The following is a 15,844-nucleotide window of genomic DNA, read 5'->3' as shown; positions in this document are numbered from 1 at the left end:
GGGGAGTCTGCCTGTGAAGGACAGCGGTTCGGCCGGGCTGCGCTTCGGCATCGCCGTCGCGGTGCTGCTGGCCGGCTACCTCGGGATGGCGTGGTTCCTCGGGCGGCACATCCCCTCCAACTCCACCGTCGCCGGGGTGCCCGTGGGTGGCATGGCGCCGAAGTCCGCGGAGGACACGCTGCGCCGTGCGCTGGCCACGCGGGAGGGCGCCAAGGTCACGCTGCAGGCGGGCGACAAGACCTTCCAGCTGGACCCCAAGGCCGCCGGTCTCGCGATCGATTACGCGGGCACCGTCGACGGCCTCTCGGGCTTCAGCCTCAACCCCGCCGATGTCTGGAACAACCTGTCCGGCGGGTCCGCGGAGAAGCTCGAGACGAGCGTCGACCGCGACAAGCTGCGCGCCGCGCTCCAGGGCGCCGAGGCCACCCTCGACACGAAGGTCGTCCAAGGATCGGTGACCTTCCCGGCCGGCAAGGTCAAGGTCGTCGAGCCGGTGGAGGGGGCGACCCTCTCGGTGGAGAAGACCGCCGACGAGGTCGCTGCCCGCTGGCCCAGCACCACCTCGATCACTCCACAGCTCGACAAGGTTGCTCCCGCTGTCAGCGCGCAGGAGGTGGATCGGGCGGTGGCCGAGTTCGCCGCGCCCGCGGTGTCCGCACCGGTCACGGTCAAGGTGGGAGCGAAGACCTTCGCCGTCCCGCCCGCGGTGTTCGCGCCTGCCCTGGCGATGAAGCCGGACTCGGCCGGCCACCTCGCTCCGGCGATCGACAACGTCAAACTCGTTGCGGCAGTGCGGAAGTCGGCTTCCACTGTGGGTCTCGAGGCGAAACCGCGTGACGCCAAGATCACCTTCCAGGGGACCAAGCCGGTCGTGGTGCCGTCGGCTGCCGGCACGACCCTCGACGAGAAGTCGGTCGTGTCGACGTTCGTCCCTGCGCTGACCTCGTCGACCCGCACCGCGACCGTCACCAGTGCGGTGGTGCAGCCCAAGCTGACCACCGCAGAGGCCGAGAAGATCAAGCCGCGCGAGGTGGTCTCGACCTTCACCACCTACTTCCCGTACAACCCGCCACGCACCGAGAACATCACCATCGCGGCGCGCACCCTCAACGGCACCTACGTCGGCCCGGGCGAGCAGTTCAGCCTCAACAAGGTGCTCGGCCAGCGCACGGCGGCCAAGGGTTACAACCCCGCGCCCGTGATCAACAACGGCCGCCTCACGACGGACTACGGCGGCGGCATCTCGCAGCTGTCGACGACGACGTTCAACGCGGCGTTCTTCTCGGGCGTACGGATCGACGAGTACCTCGCGCACAGCTTCTACATCTCGCGCTACCCCGAGGGCCGCGAGGCGACGATCTCCTGGCCCGACGTCGACCAGAAGTGGACCAACGACACGGGCTACGGGATCCTCATCCAGGCCTTCGTCTCCAACGGGTCCGTGACGGTGACGTTCCACGGCACCAAGGTGTGGGACATCGAGAGCGTCAAGAGCCCGCGGCGCAACGTCGTGCAGCCGAAGACCATCGTGGACGACAAGCCCGGGTGCGTGACCCAGTCACCGAGCACCGGCTTCGACGTCACGGTCACCCGGGTCTTCAAGAAGGCCGGCAAGACGATCCGCTCATCCAACTTCACCACGCACTACATCCCCGAAGACAAGGTCACCTGCACGCATCCGGCCGCAAGCTGAGCGTTCCGAGGGGTCGATTTGGTGTCGGCCTTCCGCCCAGGGCGTCACCAGGACCGCCGGCGCCCTCGTCTCCGGCACCTCGGTCAGGGCCGCCTGATGGTCTTGTCCCACAGCTGATCGACCGGAGCGAGCCGGGCGACCCGACCTATTCGGTCTACCTCACGAGGTGGGCGTAGGGGTCCGGTCGTTCGGACTCGCTGCGCAGCACGCAGAACTCGTTGCCCTCCGGGTCGGCCAGCGTGACCCAGCCCGTGCCGGGTCCGTGGTGGTCGCGCAGGTCGTGCACGAGCGTCGCGCCGGCCCCGAACAGCCGCTCGACCTCCTCGTTCATGGTGCGGTCGGTCGGCCAGAGGTCGAAGTGCACGCGGTTCTTGACCGTCTTGCCCTCCGGCACCTCGATGAAGAGCACCCGCTGGCGGCCGTCCGGCGAGAAGATCATGCACTCCTCGTGACCCGGGAGGTTGGGGTCGCGGGGGTCCTCGGAGAAGCCCAGGACCTGGCCCCACCAGACCGACTGGTCGTGGGCGTTGCGCGAGTCGATGCTGGTGTGCGAGATGCGTGACGTCATGGCGTCACTCTGGCCGTTCCGGACGACTGCGCGCCAGCCGGTTTCGGTGTGCGGGTCCGGCGACGCGAGGCGTCGGGCTGGTCAGCCCTGGGTGAGGTAGGCGTACGACGAGTGGACGTCGAAGCCGAGCCGCCGGTAGAGACGGACCGCGGTGTCGTTGTCGTGCTCCACCTGGAGGTGGATCAGCCCGATGTCCTCGTGGCGCAGGTGTGCCGCGAGGGCAGCGGTGAGGTGGGCGGCCAGTCCGCGACCTCGGTATGCCGGGTCGGTCCAGACCGCGCCAAGCCCCGCCCATCCGGCACCGATTCCCATGCGTGCCAACGCGATCGGTCTGGTCCCGGCGGCATCCGCAGCGCGCAGGCCGAGCTGCTGCGACAGGCCTCCGCCGGGCGTGATGCTCGCGAAGACCACGCGGGGGCTGTCCCGGAGGACCGCCTCGGTGGCGCCCGGCACGGTCGCGCGGGTGAGCCGGTAGGCCTCCAGCCACTGGGGCGTGAGCTCGCTGCCGAGAGTCACGGCCGGGCCGCCGGGATCGGCTGCGGCGATGGTCTCCCGCGCGGCCGTGAGGTTGAGGGTGCGGCTGCCCACCAGGTAGCCCCGACCCAGGAGGAGCGCACCCAACGGGTCGTCGGCGGGGTCGAAGCCCTCGGGCCCGGCGAGGGCGAACTTGGCTGGGAGTCCGCGCGCGGCATACCAGTCCTCGACGTCCGCGACGGCGTCGGCGAGGGGCTTGCCGGGGTCGCCGACGGGCACCACGGAGTTGCCGCGCTGGGTGTAGCCGGCGGAGGCGCGCAGCGCCCAGTCGCCGACGGTCGCGCGCTCGACCGCTCCCCACGCGGGCGTCATCACCCGCTGCAGGTCCTCGATCGTCAGGGCGAGGTGGGCCGCGCCTCGCCTGGACGGCTTCGGCGGCACCTCCTTGGCGGCCGTCACCCGCGCGACCTCGATCGTCACGACGCCGCGGGACGTCTCGACCTGGACGCTCTGCGCGTCGCGGGCGACGAGCGTGCCGACTGCGTCGGTGAGCGTCGCGCCGGTGGTCGGGTCCGGTGTCTCCAGCCGCCACCTGACCACGACTCGGGACCCGAGGGGGAGGTTGCTGACGTCTGCCGACATGAGCCGCATAGTATGTGCGGCATGACGTACGTGATCGCCCAGCCTTGTGTGGACCTCAAGGACAAGGCCTGCATCGAGGAATGTCCGGTCGACTGCATCTACGAAGGTGAGCGGTCCCTCTACATCCACCCGGACGAGTGTGTCGACTGCGGTGCGTGCGAGCCGGTCTGCCCCGTCGAGGCGATCTACTACGAGGACGACACCCCCGAGCAGTGGGCCGACTACTACAAGGCGAACGTCGAGTTCTTCGACGACCTCGGGAGCCCGGGCGGTGCGGCCAAGCTGGGCCTGATCCCCAAGGACCACCCGCTGATCGCCGACCTGCCGCCGCAGGTCCACGACGAGTGAGCGACGCCACGTGACGAGCCTGCGGGCTCTGCCTGACTTTCCCTGGGACTCGCTCGCTCCGTACAAGGAGCGGGCGAGTTCCTTCTCTGCTGGCGAGCCCGGCGGCGGGATCGTCGACCTGTCGGTCGGTACGCCCGTCGACCCGACCCCCGAGGTCGTGCAGGAGGCGCTGCGGGCCGCCGCTGACGCGCCGGGCTACCCACAGACCTACGGCACGTCCCAGCTCCGCGAGGCGGTGGCGACGTGGTTCGCCCGCCGGCGCGGGGTGCCGGACCTCGACCCCGACGGGGTCATGCCGACGGTGGGCTCGAAGGAGCTCGTCGCGTGGCTGCCGACCCTGCTGGGTCTGGGGGAGGGCGACATCGTGGGCTTCCCCGGGGTGGCCTACCCGACCTACGACGTGGGCGCGCGCCTGGCGGGGGCTCGGCCGCAGGTGGTCGACGGCCTCGCCGCGTTGGGCCCGCTGACCGCCGCCACGACGCCAAAGCTCTTGTGGCTCAACAGTCCGAGCAACCCGACCGGCCGCGTCCTCGGCATCGACCACCTCGCCAAGGTGGTCGCCTGGGCGCGCCAGCACGGCGTCGTGGTGGCCAGCGACGAGTGCTACGCCGAGCTCGACTGGCGACCGGATGGCGGCGACGACGCCGCTCCGACGACGCCGAGCATCCTCGACCCGCGGGTCTGCGGCGGCAGCCACGACGGGCTGCTCGCCGTCTACTCGCTGAGCAAGCAGTCCAACCTCGCCGGCTACCGAGCCGCGTTCGTCGCCGGCGACGTGGCGCTCGTGCGACGCCTGCTCGAGGTGCGCAAGCACGCCGGGATGATCGTGCCGTGGCCGGTGCAGCAGGCCCTCACGGTCGCGCTCGGCGACGACGTCCACGTGGCCGACCAGAAGGCCAGGTATGCCGCGCGGCGAGCCACGTTGCGCGCTGCCGTCGAGGGCTTCGGGATGCGGGTCGACCACTCCGACGCGGGCCTCTACCTCTGGGCGACGCGGGGTGAGGACGCCTGGGCGACCGTCGACGCGATGGCCGCGCGCGGCATACTCGTGGCGCCCGGCAGCTTCTACGGCGAGGCCGGACGTGAGCACGTGCGCATCGCCCTCACCGCCACCGACGAGCGCATCGCCGCAGCGGCCGAGCGTCTCGCGCGCTAGTCGGGTCGATTCCCTGAGGCCCGCGATGGTGGGGTAGCGTCGCAGTGCGCGGGAAGCGCCCGGTGGCACACGGATCTGGGCGCCCGCATCACGTGGAGGATGGATTTCGCATGACTGACGCAACTGCTGGCGCCACCCTGACGGCCGGGGACAAGACCCTCGACCTCCCCCTGGTCAAGGCTTCCGAGGGCAACGACGGCTACGAGATCTCCAAGCTGATGAAGGTGACTGGCAACGTCACGCTCGACAGCGGGTTCGTCAACACCGCGTCGTGCAGCAGCGCCATCACCTACATCGACGGCGACGAGGGGATCCTGCGCTACCGCGGCTACCCGATCGAGCAGCTGGCCGAGAAGTCGAGCTTCCTCGAGGTCTCCTACCTCCTCATCTACGGCGAGCTCCCCACCCAGGCCCAGCTCGACGACTTCGACCAGAAGATCCGGCGCCACACGCTGCTGCACGAGGACCTCAAGGCCTTCTTCGGCGGCTTCCCCCGCGACGCCCACCCGATGCCGGTGCTGTCGTCCGCGGTGTCCGCGCTCTCGACCTTCTACCAGGACAGCCTCGACCCGTTCGACAAGGAGCAGGTGGAGATCTCCACGGTCCGCCTGCTGGCCAAGCTGCCGACCATCGCGGCCTACGCCTACAAGAAGTCGGTCGGCCAGCCGTTCCTCTACCCCGACAACTCCCTGTCCGTGCCGGAGAACTTCCTGCGCATGACGTTCGGCTTCCCCGCCGAGCCCTACGACATGGACGAGGACATGGTCAAGGCGCTCGACCTGCTCCTCATCCTGCACGCCGACCACGAGCAGAACTGCTCGACCTCGACGGTGCGCTTGGTCGGTTCGTCCAACGCCAACCTGTTCGCGTCGATCTCGGCCGGCATCAACGCCCTGTTCGGGCCGCTGCACGGAGGCGCCAACCAGGCGGTCCTGGAGATGCTCAACACGATCCACCAGGATGGCGGCGACGTCGACACCTTCGTCAAGAAGGTCAAGAACAAGGAGGACGGGGTCAAGCTGATGGGCTTCGGCCACCGGGTCTACAAGAACTACGACCCGCGCGCCGCCATCATCAAGAAGACGGCCGACAAGATCCTCACCAAGGACGGCGTCTCCGACCCCCTGCTCGACATCGCGCTCCAGCTCGAGCAGCGGGCCCTCGAGGACGACTACTTCGTGGAGCGCAAGCTCTACCCGAACGTCGACTTCTACACCGGCCTGATCTACAAGTCGATGGGCTTCCCCGAGCGGATGTTCACCGTGCTCTTCGCGCTCGGCCGGCTGCCCGGCTGGATCGCCCAGTGGCGCGAGATGATCGAGGACCCGCAGACCAAGATCGGCCGCCCGCGCCAGATCTACACCGGTGCCACCGAGCGCGACTACGTCGCCATGACCACCCGCTGACCCTCCCGCACCTTCACGTCGCGCCCAGTGCCGACGGGTGGTCAGGGGGCGAAGGTGACGGTCACGGTGTTGGCCAGGCCGCCCTTCTTCGCGTCGTGCCACTCCCAGCCGGAGGAGTTCCGCGTGCGGGTCCACTCGCGGGAGCCGACCTGCACCGACGTGGCGCCGTGCACCGAGGCCTTCGCCACGGCATACGCACCGGCACTCCAGGCGGCGCGCTCGGAACCGGCAGCCACGGTCAGGGTGCGACCGCTGACGCTGGCCTTGACGCCGAGCTCCTTCGACAGCGCGGACTTCAGCGCCGCGGGGTCGCCGGACGTGGCGTCGTCGAGGCGGCAGCCCATGCCCTCAGGTGAGTGGCCGCTGAGGGTCGAGGCGAGCAGCCGGCCCTCGGTCTCGTGGTCGGCGTACGCCTCGGGGTAGGCGCTCTTCTGCACCTCCTGCGCGATCTCGGTGATCCGCATGTTCTCGTAGCCGTCGACCTTCACCAGCGCGTCGTAGAACTTGTTGGTGGCGTAGACCGGGTCGAGGATCTGGTCGACCGTGCCCCAGCCCTGGCTCGGCCGCTGCTGGAACAGCCCGACTGAGTCGCGGTCGCCGTACTTCAGGTTGCGCAGCTTGGACTCCTGGATCGCCGTCGCGATCGCGATGGTGGCGGCGCGCGCAGGCAGCCCCCGCTTCTCGGCCACCGCCTCGATCGTGGCCGCGTATGCCGTCTGGCTGGGGTCGAAGTCGACCTTCGCCCCACCTGCGGACGCCTGGCAGCGCGGGCCGCCGAAGTTGCTGACCAGCCCTCGGCCGCCGACCACGCCGGCGACCACGAGTCCAGCGGCGAACAGCAGGAGCACGAAGCGGGTGGCCAGCGTGCGGGTCCGCGAAGGGGGCCGTTGCTCCGAGAGGACGACGCCGCCGCGCCTAGTCGTTGGCATGCAGGGCCGAGTTCAGGACGATGCCGTGGCCGTCACGCGCGCGGGCCTCCACCGTGCCGGTGACCGAGTTGCGGATGAAGAGCAGGTTGGACTGGCCAGAGAGCTCGCGGGCCTTGACCACCCGACCGTCCGTGAGCGTCACCTTCGTGCCGGCCGTGAGGTAGAGGCCGGCCTCGAGCACGCAGTCGTCGCCGAGGGCGATGCCCAGGCCCGACTCGGCCCCGAGCAGGCAGCGCTCGCCGATGCTCACGCGAGCCGTGCCGCCGCCCGACAGGGTGCCCATGGTGGACGCGCCTCCACCGATGTCGGAGCCGTTGCCGACCACGACGCCCTGGCTGATCCGGCCCTCGACCATGGAGTGGCCGAGGGTGCCGGCGTTGAAGTTGACGAAGCCCTCGTGCATGACGGTCGTCCCCGGGGCGAGGTGGGCGCCCAGGCGGACCCGGTCGGCGTCACCGATCCGCACCCCGGCGGGCACGATGTAGTCGGTCATCCGCGGGAACTTGTCGACGCCCAGGACCTGCACGGGGCCACGGGCCTGCAGCCCGGCCCGGGTCAGCTCGAACCCGTCGACGGCGCACGGCCCCTGGGTCGTCCAGACGACGTTGACCAGCACGCCGAACAGGCCGTCGAGGTTGATGGTGTTGGGGGCGACGAGGGTGTGGGAGAGCAGGTGGAGGCGCAGGTAGGCGTCAGCCGGGTCGACGGGGGCGGCGTCGAGGTCGATCTCGGTGGTGACCACCTCGCGGCGGACCTTGCGCACGTCGTCCTTGCCGACCAGCGCCTCGAGCTCGGCCGGAGTCGGTGCCTCCGACGGCCGGTCGCCGAGGACGGGCTGCGGGTACCAGGTGTCGAGGACGGCGCCACTGTCGTGGATCGTCGCGAGTCCGTGGCCCCAGGCCGTGCGTGCGCTGCTCATGGGGCCAGCCTACGAGACGAAGGGGTGTCGCCCGGACCCGCGGGTGTTCGGAAGATCTGCCGTGCCAGGACCCGGCGGATCCTCCGAACAACTGGCGGTGGATAGGGTTCGGGCATGGCGAACTCACCTGTCGACACCGTGCCACTCGACCTCTCCGCGGACATCGTCACGCTCACGGCAGCGCTCTGCGACATCGAGTCCGTGAGCCGCGACGAGGCGGCGGTCTGTGACGCCATCGAGGCGTCGCTGGCCCCCCTCAGCCACCTGGCCCTGACGCGGATCGGCAACACCCTGGTCGCCCGCACCGAGCTCGGTCGCGACGAGCGGGTCGTCCTCGCAGGACACATCGACACGGTCCCGCTCACCAAGGAGCCCGCCAACCTCCCCACCCGGCGGGACGGTGACGACCTCGTGGGCCGGGGCACCGTCGACATGAAGGGTGGCGTGGCGGTCCAGCTCAAGGCGGCCCTGGTGGCCGAGCCGAGCCGCGACCTCACCTTCGTGTTCTACGAGGGCGAGGAGATCGACAGCCGGTTCAATGGCCTGCTCCACGTGCAGCAGCAGCGCCCCGAGCTCATCGACGACGCCGACTTCGCGGTGCTCCTGGAGCCCACCGCGAGCCAGGTCGAGGGTGGGTGCAAGGGCACCCTGCGCGTCGACGTCACGGTCAAGGGGGTCGCCGCCCACTCGGCTCGTCCGTGGAACGGCCGCAACGCCATCCACGACGCGACCGCGGTGCTCACCCGGTTGACCGCCTACGAGACCTCGACCGTGACCGTCGACGGGCTCGACTACCACGAGGCCATGAACGCCGCCGGCATCCGCGGAGGCATCGCCGGCAACGTCATCCCCGACGAGTGCGTCATCACGGTCAACTACCGCTATGCCCCCGACAAGTCGGCCGACGAGGCCCTGCACCACGTGCAGGACCTGTTCGACGGCTACGACGTGGTCTGCCTCGACAACGCCCCCGGGGCCCGCCCCGGCCTCGACCTCCCGGCCGCGAAGGCCTTCGTCGAGGCCCTCGCGGTGCCGGTCATCGCCAAGGAGGGGTGGACCGACGTGGCCCGCTTCTCCGAGATGGGGATCGCCGCCGTGAACTTCGGACCGGGCGACCCCAACCTCGCCCACCACGACCACGAGCGGGTGCCCGTGGGCCAGCTCGAGTCGGCCGAGGCCGCGCTGCTGCGCTGGCTGGCCTGATCGCGCGTCACCCGAGCGGGAGGCATCTGGGCACGAGGCGTATGCCGCCAGAGCCCGTTCCGGCCCCCCGTCACCCCTCGGGTGACTCGCCGAACCCCAGGGGCGCGCGACTGACGAGGTAGGTCGCCCAGTTCAGCTTCACCACGGCACCCTCGGCGTCGTGGGTGACCCGCAGCGTCTCACCACGCTCTCGACCCGAGACGGTGCGGAACGTCGTGTCGTCGAGGCGCTCGAAGACGGACGGGGGGCGGTCCGCGGGTGCGCTGTCGGCCCGCGCCTCGAGTCGTCCTTCGCGGACGGAGAAGGTGTAGCCGGACCCCTCGGAGAACCATCGGCCCAGCAGCGGCTCGAGGTCCTCGGGCACGGAGGTGCCCGGTCGCCACGGCTCGGCCTCGGCCGGGTCGTGCTCGAGGACGTGCTCACCCAGGGCGATCGCGAACGCCGCAGGGTCGGGGGAGGAGGAGCTGTTCATGAGCACGATCCCTCCGGTGCCGCTCTCCCGGTGGGTGAACACGCCGGTCACCTGGCCCGGCATGCCGCCGGTGTGCCCGACCCATGTCCGCTTGCCGGGCGAGCGCATCAGGAAGAAGCCCAGGCCCATGGCACCGCCCCAGCCGTCGGGGTCGACCATCAGCTGCGGTTGGCACATCTCCTCGAGGGTGTCGGGCGACAGGATGGCGGCGTCCGGGTCGGCCACGAAGCCCGACCACTTCGCGAGGTCCGTGACGGTGCTCGCCAGGGCGCCGCACGGGCCCATGGCCCGCAGGTCGACCACCGGCTCGACGCGGGGCACGTCGTGGAACGGCTGCACGTGGTAGCCGGTCGCCCGGGGGCCGTCGTCGAAGCCGACCGTGGTGCGGGTCATGCCCAGGGGCTCGAGGATCCGCGCCCGCAGCGACTCCTCCCACGAACGGCCGTCGAGGCGCTCCACGAGCTGGCCCAGCACGGCATACACGACGTTGGAGTAGTGCCAGTGGTCGTGCGGCCGCCCGACCCGCTCGATCGAGTTGAAGTCGCTCACCAGGGTTGCGGCGTCGGGCTGGTCGAGGGTCTCCCAGACGTCGCCGAGGGGTTCGCGGGCCAGGCCGGTCGCGTGGGAGAGGGCCTGCCGCACGGTCGCCCGGTGCTGCACCTCCGGCAGGTGCTGGTCCACGGTGTCGTCGAGGTCGAGCCGACCTTCGTCACGCAAGGCCATCACCAGCACGGCGGTGAAGGTCTTGGTGTTCGAGGCGACGAGGAACTGGTCGTCGGGGCCCGGCACGCGGGGCGCGGCCACGTCGACGGTGCCGACCCCGTCAGACCAGAGGAGCTCCCCACGGCGGACGACGGCAGCCGCCACACCCGGCACCCGACCGGTGCGCTGGCGGTCGATGGCGAGGTCGCGCAGTCGTCGGACGGTGGCGTGCTGCAAGGTGGTGTCCACGCCGTCGACCCTAGCGACCGCGGTCCTGGCAGGCGGGCCCGTGCCGCTCGCGTAGGTTGGCTCCGTGACCGACGAGACGCAGACCTCCGGCGCCACCGAGCGCGACGACGACTACTCGGGATTCGACTACCACACGGGTCCGGTGACGCTGCGTGGTTCGCGGGTGCCCGGGACGACCACCGACCAGCGACTCCTCGACAGCCGCGGCCCGAGCGACTGGCTGCACACCGACCCCTGGCGCGTCATGCGGATCCAGAGCGAGTTCGTGGAGGGCTTCGGCGCGCTGGCCGAGCTCGGGCCCGCCGTGAGCGTCTTCGGGTCGGCGCGCACCAAGCCCGGCACGCCCTTCTACGAGCTGGCCACCCAGGTGGGGCGTCGCCTCGTGGAGCAGGGGTATGCCGTGATCACCGGTGGCGGTCCCGGCGCCATGGAGGCGGCCAACAAGGGTGCCCGTGACGCCGGCGGTGCGTCGGTCGGCCTCGGTATCGAGCTGCCGTTCGAGCAGGGCCTGAACGAGCACGTGAACCTCGGCGTGAACTTCCGCTACTTCTTCGCGCGCAAGACGATGTTCGTGAAATACGCACAGGGGTTCATCGTCCTGCCCGGTGGGTTCGGCACGCTGGACGAGCTGTTCGAGGCGGTGACGCTCGTGCAGACCCAGAAGGTCACGTCGTTCCCGATCGTGCTGATGGGCACCGAGTACTGGGGTGGCCTCTTCGACTGGCTGCGCAGCACCGTCCTCGAGGCCGGCACGGTCAGCCTGAAGGACGTCGACCTGCTGCACCTCACGGACGACGTGGACGAGGCGGTCCGCCTCGTGACCGAGGCCGACGACCAGGTCGCACCCAAGCGCCCCGAGTAGCGACCAGCTCGGGTGTCTGGGACGGGGCCATGGCGCCGTCCGAGGCGCTCGACCCGGAAAGCGGGGGATGGACGGGACTGGTCGGCTCATTGGATGATGGGTCGGTGACCATCTCGCCGCTGCCGCGCCATGGTGACGTCATCGTCGGTCGGGACGTCGCTGGTCGCACGCTGCGCATCTCCGGTCACCCCGAGTCCGGCCGGGTGGTCCTGTCGATCTGGCAGGACACCGTGTGCCGGGCCACCCTGCGCCTCGCCCCCGAGGACGTCCCCGAGTTCGTCGAGATGCTGACGCGCACCGCGATCGGCCAGTCCGACGACGACGTCCGTGACCTCGGTACGGCGGGCTGACTAGGTCGTCGTCAGCAACTCGTGCGACGATCGGCCCGTGATCTGGGTCTTCTTCATCGCCGTCGGCGTGCTCCTCGTCGGGGGGTTCGCCGCCCTCATCGTGGGGCGGGTCGGCTACGACCCCTTGTCCGAGGCCACCACGACCCAGGCCGACCCGGTGCTGTCCGAGGAGTTCGGTCCCGGGGAGATCGCGGCGGTGCGGTTCGACACCGCGCTGCGTGGCTACCGCATGGACCAGGTCGACGCCGTGCTCGACCAGCTCCAGACCAGGATCGCGGAGCTCGAGGCCGGGGACCAGCACCGCTGACCCCATGGCTGACTTCCACCTCACCCGCCTGTGCGCCGCGCCACCCGCGACGGTGTGGGACGTCGTGACCGACTTCGCGGCATACGGTGACTGGATGCCGTTGACCCGCATGCGGGTCGACGCGGGCGGTCCCCGGCTGGGCTGGGGCTTCGCGGGGGTCAGCGGTCTCGGGCCGGTCGGGTTCTCCGACTCGATGCTGGTGTCGGCGTGGGCGCCTCCGGGCGACGACGGGCGCGGATCCTTCCGCATCGTCAAGACCGGGCGACTGCTCGGCGGCTGGGCCGAGGTCCGGGTCGAACCCGAGGGTGCCGGCACTCGTCTGGACTGGCATGAGGGCGTGGTGGTGAGGCCGCTGCCGTTCAAGCGGCTGTTCGCGCCGCTGCTGACCCGGGCCAGCGAGCGGCTCTACGGTCGGGCCGTCGACGCCATGCTCGCGCGCGCCGAGCAGCGAGCGCGGGCCGCGGGCCGGGAGGCCGGGCGGTGAGCGGACTCATCGTCGGCGACGACGGGGTCACGCGCTGCGCCTGGGCGGGCTCGACTCCCGACTACCTCGACTACCACGACACCGAGTGGGGAGTGCCCGTCCACGGCGAGCGAGCCCTCTACGAGCGGCTCACCCTCGAGGCGTTCCAGTCCGGCCTGGCGTGGATCACGATCCTGCGCAAGCGCGAAGGGTTCCGCACCGCCTTCGCCGGGTTCGACCCCGAGGTGGTGGCCCAGTTCGACGACGCCGACCGGGCCCGGCTCATGGCCGACACCGGCATCGTCCGCAACCGGCTCAAGGTCGACGCCGCGATCACGAACGCCGCGGCGGTGCTCGCCTTGCGTGCGGCGGGAGGGCTCGACGAGCTGGTCTGGTCGCACGTGCCCGAGCACCACGTCCCGCCGCAGACGACGGCCGACTTCCGGGCGACCTCGCCGGAGTCCGTCGCGCTGGCCAAGGCCCTGAAGAAGGCCGGCTTCGTCTTCGTCGGCCCCACGACGATGTATGCCGCGATGCAGGCTTGCGGCCTAGTGGACGACCACCTGGCCGGCTGCCACCGGGCGGGCGGAGCCCGATGATGCGCACCCTCGGCGTGAGGGTGGCGTTGGTCTACCTCGCGCTGCGGGCCGTGTCGGCGGTGCTGCTCGTGCTGGCCAGCCGCGACCAGGTCGTCATGCCCGACTGGACCGGGCCGACCGTCGAGCCGATCGACATGACGGTGCTGTGGGACGGCAGCTGGTACCGCCACGTCGCCGAGCACGGCTACCCCCACGTCCTGCCCGTCGACCCCGGAAGCGGTCGGGTGTCCCAGAACGCCTGGGCCTTCTACCCGCTGTTCCCGATCCTCGCGCGGCTGCTCATGTCCGTGACGCACCTGGGCTTCCCGGTCGTGGCGTCGACGCTCTCGCTGCTGTGCGGCCTGGGGGCGGCGCTCATCATGGGCCGGCTCCTGGCCGAGCGGGTCGGCCCCCGGGTCGCGCTCGCGACGGTCGCGGTGTGGGGGGCCTTCCCCGCGGCCGTCTCGTTGCAGATCGCCTACACCGAGGCGATCGCCATGCTGGTGCTCTGCGGCCTGCTCTGGGCGCTGATCCGACGCAACTGGGTCATGACCGGCGCCCTGGCCCTCGTGCTGGGTGTCACCCGGCCGATCGCCGTGCCGGTGGCGATCGTCGTCGCACTGATGCTGCTGCTGCGGTGGCGTCGTCGCGCCGTCGACCCGGTCGAGCCCGGTGAGTACGCCGCCGGCGCCTTCGCCCTGGTTGCCTCTGCCGTCGGTGCCGTGGCGTGGCCGCTGATCGCCTGGCAGGTGACCGGGGTGCGAAGTGCCTACACCGACACGATGGCGGCCTGGCGGGTGGGCAACGTCATCACCCCGTTCAAACCCTGGCTGGGGATGTCCCAGTGGACCTTCCGGGACTTCGAGGGTGGCGCCGTCTACGGCCCGGTCGCGCTGGCTGCCCTGGCGACGACCATCGTCGTGCTCACCTGCGGCCCCTGGGCGACCCGGCTGGGCACCGAGCTGCGTGCGTGGTGCCTGGCCTACCCGGCCTACCTCGCCGTCGTGCTCGACCCGTTCACGAGCATCTTCCGCTACGCCATCCCGCTGTTCCCGCTGATCGCGGTGGTCCTCGGCGGGGCGGGGGTCCTCGGCGGGGCGGGGGTCCAGCGGCGGGTCCGGTACCTCTGGACGAAGGTCAGCATCCTCGTCGCCATCGGCATCGCCGGGCAGGCCATGTGGATCTGGAAGCTGCTCGTCTACGTCCCGCCCTCGGACTACCCGCCGTGACCGTGACCGGGCTGCGCGCCGTCGTGACCTCCCAGGGGCGCAGCGCAGTGGGGAAGTGGGCGTTGCGGCGTCCCGTCGTCTTCCTGCTCCTCGTGTATGCCGTGACCCGGGTCATCGCGCTGGTCGCCATCTGGGTCGCCGCGACGTGGTTCCAGACCCCCGCCGGGGTGGGCCACCTCGACCCGACGGTGGGCGACATGCTCGGCAACTGGGACAGCATCTGGTACCGCCGGGTCGCGACCCAGGGCTACCCGGTCCCGCTGCCGGCCGACCCCGACACGGGCCTGTTGACGTACAGCGCGTGGGCGTTCTACCCGGCCTTCCCCTTCCTGGTTCGCGGGCTGATGCTCACCGGCCTCTCGTTCGAGGTGGCCGGGGTGGGCCTCAACCTCGTGCTGGGTGCCGTCTGCACGCTGCTGGTCTGGCGCTGCTTCAACTTCGCGCTGCACGCCTCGCCCCAACCGGCCCGGGAGCGCCTCGCCCTCGTGACCGGGGCGCTCTGGTGCCTCTACCCGGCGACGGGCATCCTCGTGATGCCGTACACCGAGGCGCTGGCCGGAGTGCTCATCGCGGGGTCGCTGCTCCTGCTCATGCAGCGGCGCTACGCCTGGGTCGTCGTCCTCGTGCTCGCACTCGGCTTCACCCGAGCGGCTGCCCCCGGCATCGCCTGCGCGGCGATCGCCCACCTCGTGCTGCGGTGGCGCGACGACCGCGTGGCCGGGGTGACACCGCTGCGCGGCCAGCGGGTGACCGCGGCGCTCATGCTCGTCGCGACCGCCGTGTCGTCCATCGCGTGGCCGGTGGTCGTCGGCATCACCAGCGGCCTGCCCAGGGCGTTCTTCGACGTGCAGGCCGCGTGGGGCCAGAAGCCCGAGTCCGGCCCGTTCGTGCTCTGGCTCTCCTGGGCGTGGGAGGCCCACGGCCTCGTCGGGGTGGTCATCCTCGTGGGGCTCGTCGCGACCTACATCGCGCTGATCCTCGGTCGGCACGGCCGATGGTTGGCTGTCGAGCTGCGGGTCTGGGCGCTGGCCTACCCGTTGTACCTGCTCGCGGTGGTGCGCCCGATCACGAGCATGTGGCGCTTCCTCCTGCTCGACTTCCCGCTCGCTGCCGTGGTCGCCTCGGTGGCGATGCGGACGTCCACGGGCGCCAAGGTGGTGGCGCACTGGCGCCGCCGGGTGGGCGTGGTCGCGCTGGTGCTCCTGGTGGGGCTGTTCTGGTTCACCTGCACGCTGCTGACCTACACCCCCTGGGCCTCAGCCCCGCCGTGATCTCGAGCAACCTTTGCTAGCAG

General features: G+C 70.9%; 17 protein-coding genes. 12 read left to right on the top strand and 5 right to left on the bottom strand.

The window, feature by feature from the left end; genetic code table 11:
* Positions 1–13: 13 nt before the first annotated feature.
* Positions 14–1,693, top strand: coding sequence for a VanW family protein (locus ACXJKD_RS07100; protein WP_457253770.1), 1,680 nt, complete (start codon positions 14–16; stop codon positions 1,691–1,693).
* Positions 1,694–1,847: 154 nt separating this feature from the next.
* Here the strand turns inward: ACXJKD_RS07100 and ACXJKD_RS07095 are convergent, their stop codons facing one another.
* On the bottom strand, positions 1,848–2,261 hold the full coding sequence (locus ACXJKD_RS07095; RefSeq protein WP_457253769.1) for a VOC family protein: 414 nt from the start codon (positions 2,259–2,261) through the stop codon (positions 1,848–1,850).
* Positions 2,262–2,342: 81 nt separating this feature from the next.
* A complete protein-coding gene (locus ACXJKD_RS07090; protein WP_457253768.1) occupies positions 2,343–3,377 on the bottom strand; it encodes a GNAT family N-acetyltransferase in 1,035 nt (344 codons plus the stop codon).
* A gap of 21 nt (positions 3,378–3,398) precedes the next feature.
* On the opposite strand from ACXJKD_RS07090, the gene fdxA reads away from it, so the two are divergent.
* The 3 genes from fdxA to ACXJKD_RS07075 all read left to right on the top strand — a co-directional run bounded on the left by fdxA (position 3,399) and on the right by ACXJKD_RS07075 (position 6,287).
* Positions 3,399–3,725: a ferredoxin gene (gene fdxA / locus ACXJKD_RS07085; RefSeq protein WP_056924243.1), complete on the top strand. Its 327-nt coding sequence runs from the start codon at positions 3,399–3,401 to the stop codon at positions 3,723–3,725.
* A gap of 10 nt (positions 3,726–3,735) precedes the next feature.
* The gene (gene dapC / locus ACXJKD_RS07080) at positions 3,736–4,881 is read left to right on the top strand and encodes a succinyldiaminopimelate transaminase (protein WP_457253766.1); all 1,146 of its coding nucleotides are present in this window, start codon (positions 3,736–3,738) and stop codon (positions 4,879–4,881) included.
* Positions 4,882–4,991: 110 nt separating this feature from the next.
* A complete protein-coding gene (locus ACXJKD_RS07075; RefSeq protein WP_457253765.1) occupies positions 4,992–6,287 on the top strand; it encodes a citrate synthase in 1,296 nt (431 codons plus the stop codon).
* Positions 6,288–6,328: 41 nt separating this feature from the next.
* Here the strand turns inward: ACXJKD_RS07075 and ACXJKD_RS07070 are convergent, their stop codons facing one another.
* Entirely contained in the window at positions 6,329–7,216 is an 888-nt protein-coding gene (locus tag ACXJKD_RS07070; RefSeq protein WP_457253763.1) for a hypothetical protein, read from the bottom strand.
* On the bottom strand, positions 7,203–8,135 hold the full coding sequence (gene dapD, locus ACXJKD_RS07065; protein WP_457253762.1) for a 2,3,4,5-tetrahydropyridine-2,6-dicarboxylate N-succinyltransferase: 933 nt from the start codon (positions 8,133–8,135) through the stop codon (positions 7,203–7,205). The genes ACXJKD_RS07070 and dapD overlap by 14 nt, the downstream gene beginning before the upstream one ends.
* Positions 8,136–8,249: 114 nt before the next feature.
* On the opposite strand from dapD, the gene dapE reads away from it, so the two are divergent.
* Positions 8,250–9,338 carry a succinyl-diaminopimelate desuccinylase gene (gene dapE / locus ACXJKD_RS07060; protein ID WP_457253760.1) on the top strand — a complete coding sequence of 363 codons (1,089 nt, stop codon included), beginning with the start codon at positions 8,250–8,252 and terminating at the stop codon, positions 9,336–9,338.
* A gap of 70 nt (positions 9,339–9,408) precedes the next feature.
* Here dapE and ACXJKD_RS07055 read toward each other — a convergent pair whose 3' ends face one another.
* On the bottom strand, positions 9,409–10,761 hold the full coding sequence (locus tag ACXJKD_RS07055) for a serine hydrolase domain-containing protein (RefSeq protein WP_457253758.1): 1,353 nt from the start codon (positions 10,759–10,761) through the stop codon (positions 9,409–9,411).
* A gap of 64 nt (positions 10,762–10,825) precedes the next feature.
* Here ACXJKD_RS07055 and ACXJKD_RS07050 point away from each other — a divergent pair, with 64 nt between their 5' ends.
* The 7 genes from ACXJKD_RS07050 (at position 10,826) to ACXJKD_RS07020 (ending at position 15,821) form a co-directional block, all read left to right on the top strand.
* Positions 10,826–11,623 carry an LOG family protein gene (locus tag ACXJKD_RS07050; protein WP_457253756.1) on the top strand — a complete coding sequence of 266 codons (798 nt, stop codon included), beginning with the start codon at positions 10,826–10,828 and terminating at the stop codon, positions 11,621–11,623.
* A gap of 104 nt (positions 11,624–11,727) precedes the next feature.
* A complete protein-coding gene (locus tag ACXJKD_RS07045) occupies positions 11,728–11,973 on the top strand; it encodes a hypothetical protein (RefSeq protein WP_457253755.1) in 246 nt (81 codons plus the stop codon).
* 37 nt (positions 11,974–12,010) lie between these two features.
* Positions 12,011–12,280 (top strand): DivIVA domain-containing protein, encoded by a 270-nt coding sequence (locus ACXJKD_RS07040; RefSeq protein ID WP_457253754.1) that lies wholly within the window; start codon positions 12,011–12,013, stop codon positions 12,278–12,280.
* A 4-nt stretch (positions 12,281–12,284) separates the two neighbouring features.
* Positions 12,285–12,764 (top strand): SRPBCC family protein, encoded by a 480-nt coding sequence (locus ACXJKD_RS07035; RefSeq protein ID WP_457253753.1) that lies wholly within the window; start codon positions 12,285–12,287, stop codon positions 12,762–12,764.
* Positions 12,761–13,342 carry a DNA-3-methyladenine glycosylase I gene (locus tag ACXJKD_RS07030; RefSeq protein ID WP_457253752.1) on the top strand — a complete coding sequence of 194 codons (582 nt, stop codon included), beginning with the start codon at positions 12,761–12,763 and terminating at the stop codon, positions 13,340–13,342. Before ACXJKD_RS07035 ends, ACXJKD_RS07030 begins: the two co-directional genes overlap by 4 nt.
* Positions 13,339–14,550: a hypothetical protein gene (locus ACXJKD_RS07025; protein WP_457253751.1), complete on the top strand. Its 1,212-nt coding sequence runs from the start codon at positions 13,339–13,341 to the stop codon at positions 14,548–14,550. Before ACXJKD_RS07030 ends, ACXJKD_RS07025 begins: the two co-directional genes overlap by 4 nt.
* On the top strand, positions 14,547–15,821 hold the full coding sequence (locus ACXJKD_RS07020) for a hypothetical protein (protein ID WP_457253750.1): 1,275 nt from the start codon (positions 14,547–14,549) through the stop codon (positions 15,819–15,821). Before ACXJKD_RS07025 ends, ACXJKD_RS07020 begins: the two co-directional genes overlap by 4 nt.
* Positions 15,822–15,844 lie beyond the last annotated feature (23 nt).

The sequence above is a fragment of the Pedococcus sp. P5_B7 genome, assembly GCF_054049895.1.
This window is presented reverse-complemented; position numbering and strand designations above follow the sequence as displayed.

Excerpts from the sequence above, each read along its gene's own strand:
- ACXJKD_RS07095 (WP_457253769.1), bottom strand. The coding sequence starts at position 2,261 with ATGACGTCACGCATCTCGCACACCAGCATCGACTCGCGCAACGCCCAC.
- ACXJKD_RS07070 (WP_457253763.1), bottom strand. The coding sequence starts at position 7,216 with ATGCCAACGACTAGGCGCGGCGGCGTCGTCCTCTCGGAGCAACGGCCC.
- ACXJKD_RS07090 (WP_457253768.1), bottom strand. The coding sequence starts at position 3,377 with ATGTCGGCAGACGTCAGCAACCTCCCCCTCGGGTCCCGAGTCGTGGTC.
- ACXJKD_RS07025 (WP_457253751.1), top strand. The coding sequence starts at position 13,339 with ATGATGCGCACCCTCGGCGTGAGGGTGGCGTTGGTCTACCTCGCGCTG.
- dapE (WP_457253760.1), top strand. The coding sequence starts at position 8,250 with ATGGCGAACTCACCTGTCGACACCGTGCCACTCGACCTCTCCGCGGAC.
- dapD (WP_457253762.1), bottom strand. The coding sequence starts at position 8,135 with ATGAGCAGCGCACGCACGGCCTGGGGCCACGGACTCGCGACGATCCAC.
- ACXJKD_RS07035 (WP_457253753.1), top strand. The coding sequence starts at position 12,285 with ATGGCTGACTTCCACCTCACCCGCCTGTGCGCCGCGCCACCCGCGACG.
- ACXJKD_RS07075 (WP_457253765.1), top strand. The coding sequence starts at position 4,992 with ATGACTGACGCAACTGCTGGCGCCACCCTGACGGCCGGGGACAAGACC.
- fdxA (WP_056924243.1), top strand. The coding sequence starts at position 3,399 with ATGACGTACGTGATCGCCCAGCCTTGTGTGGACCTCAAGGACAAGGCC.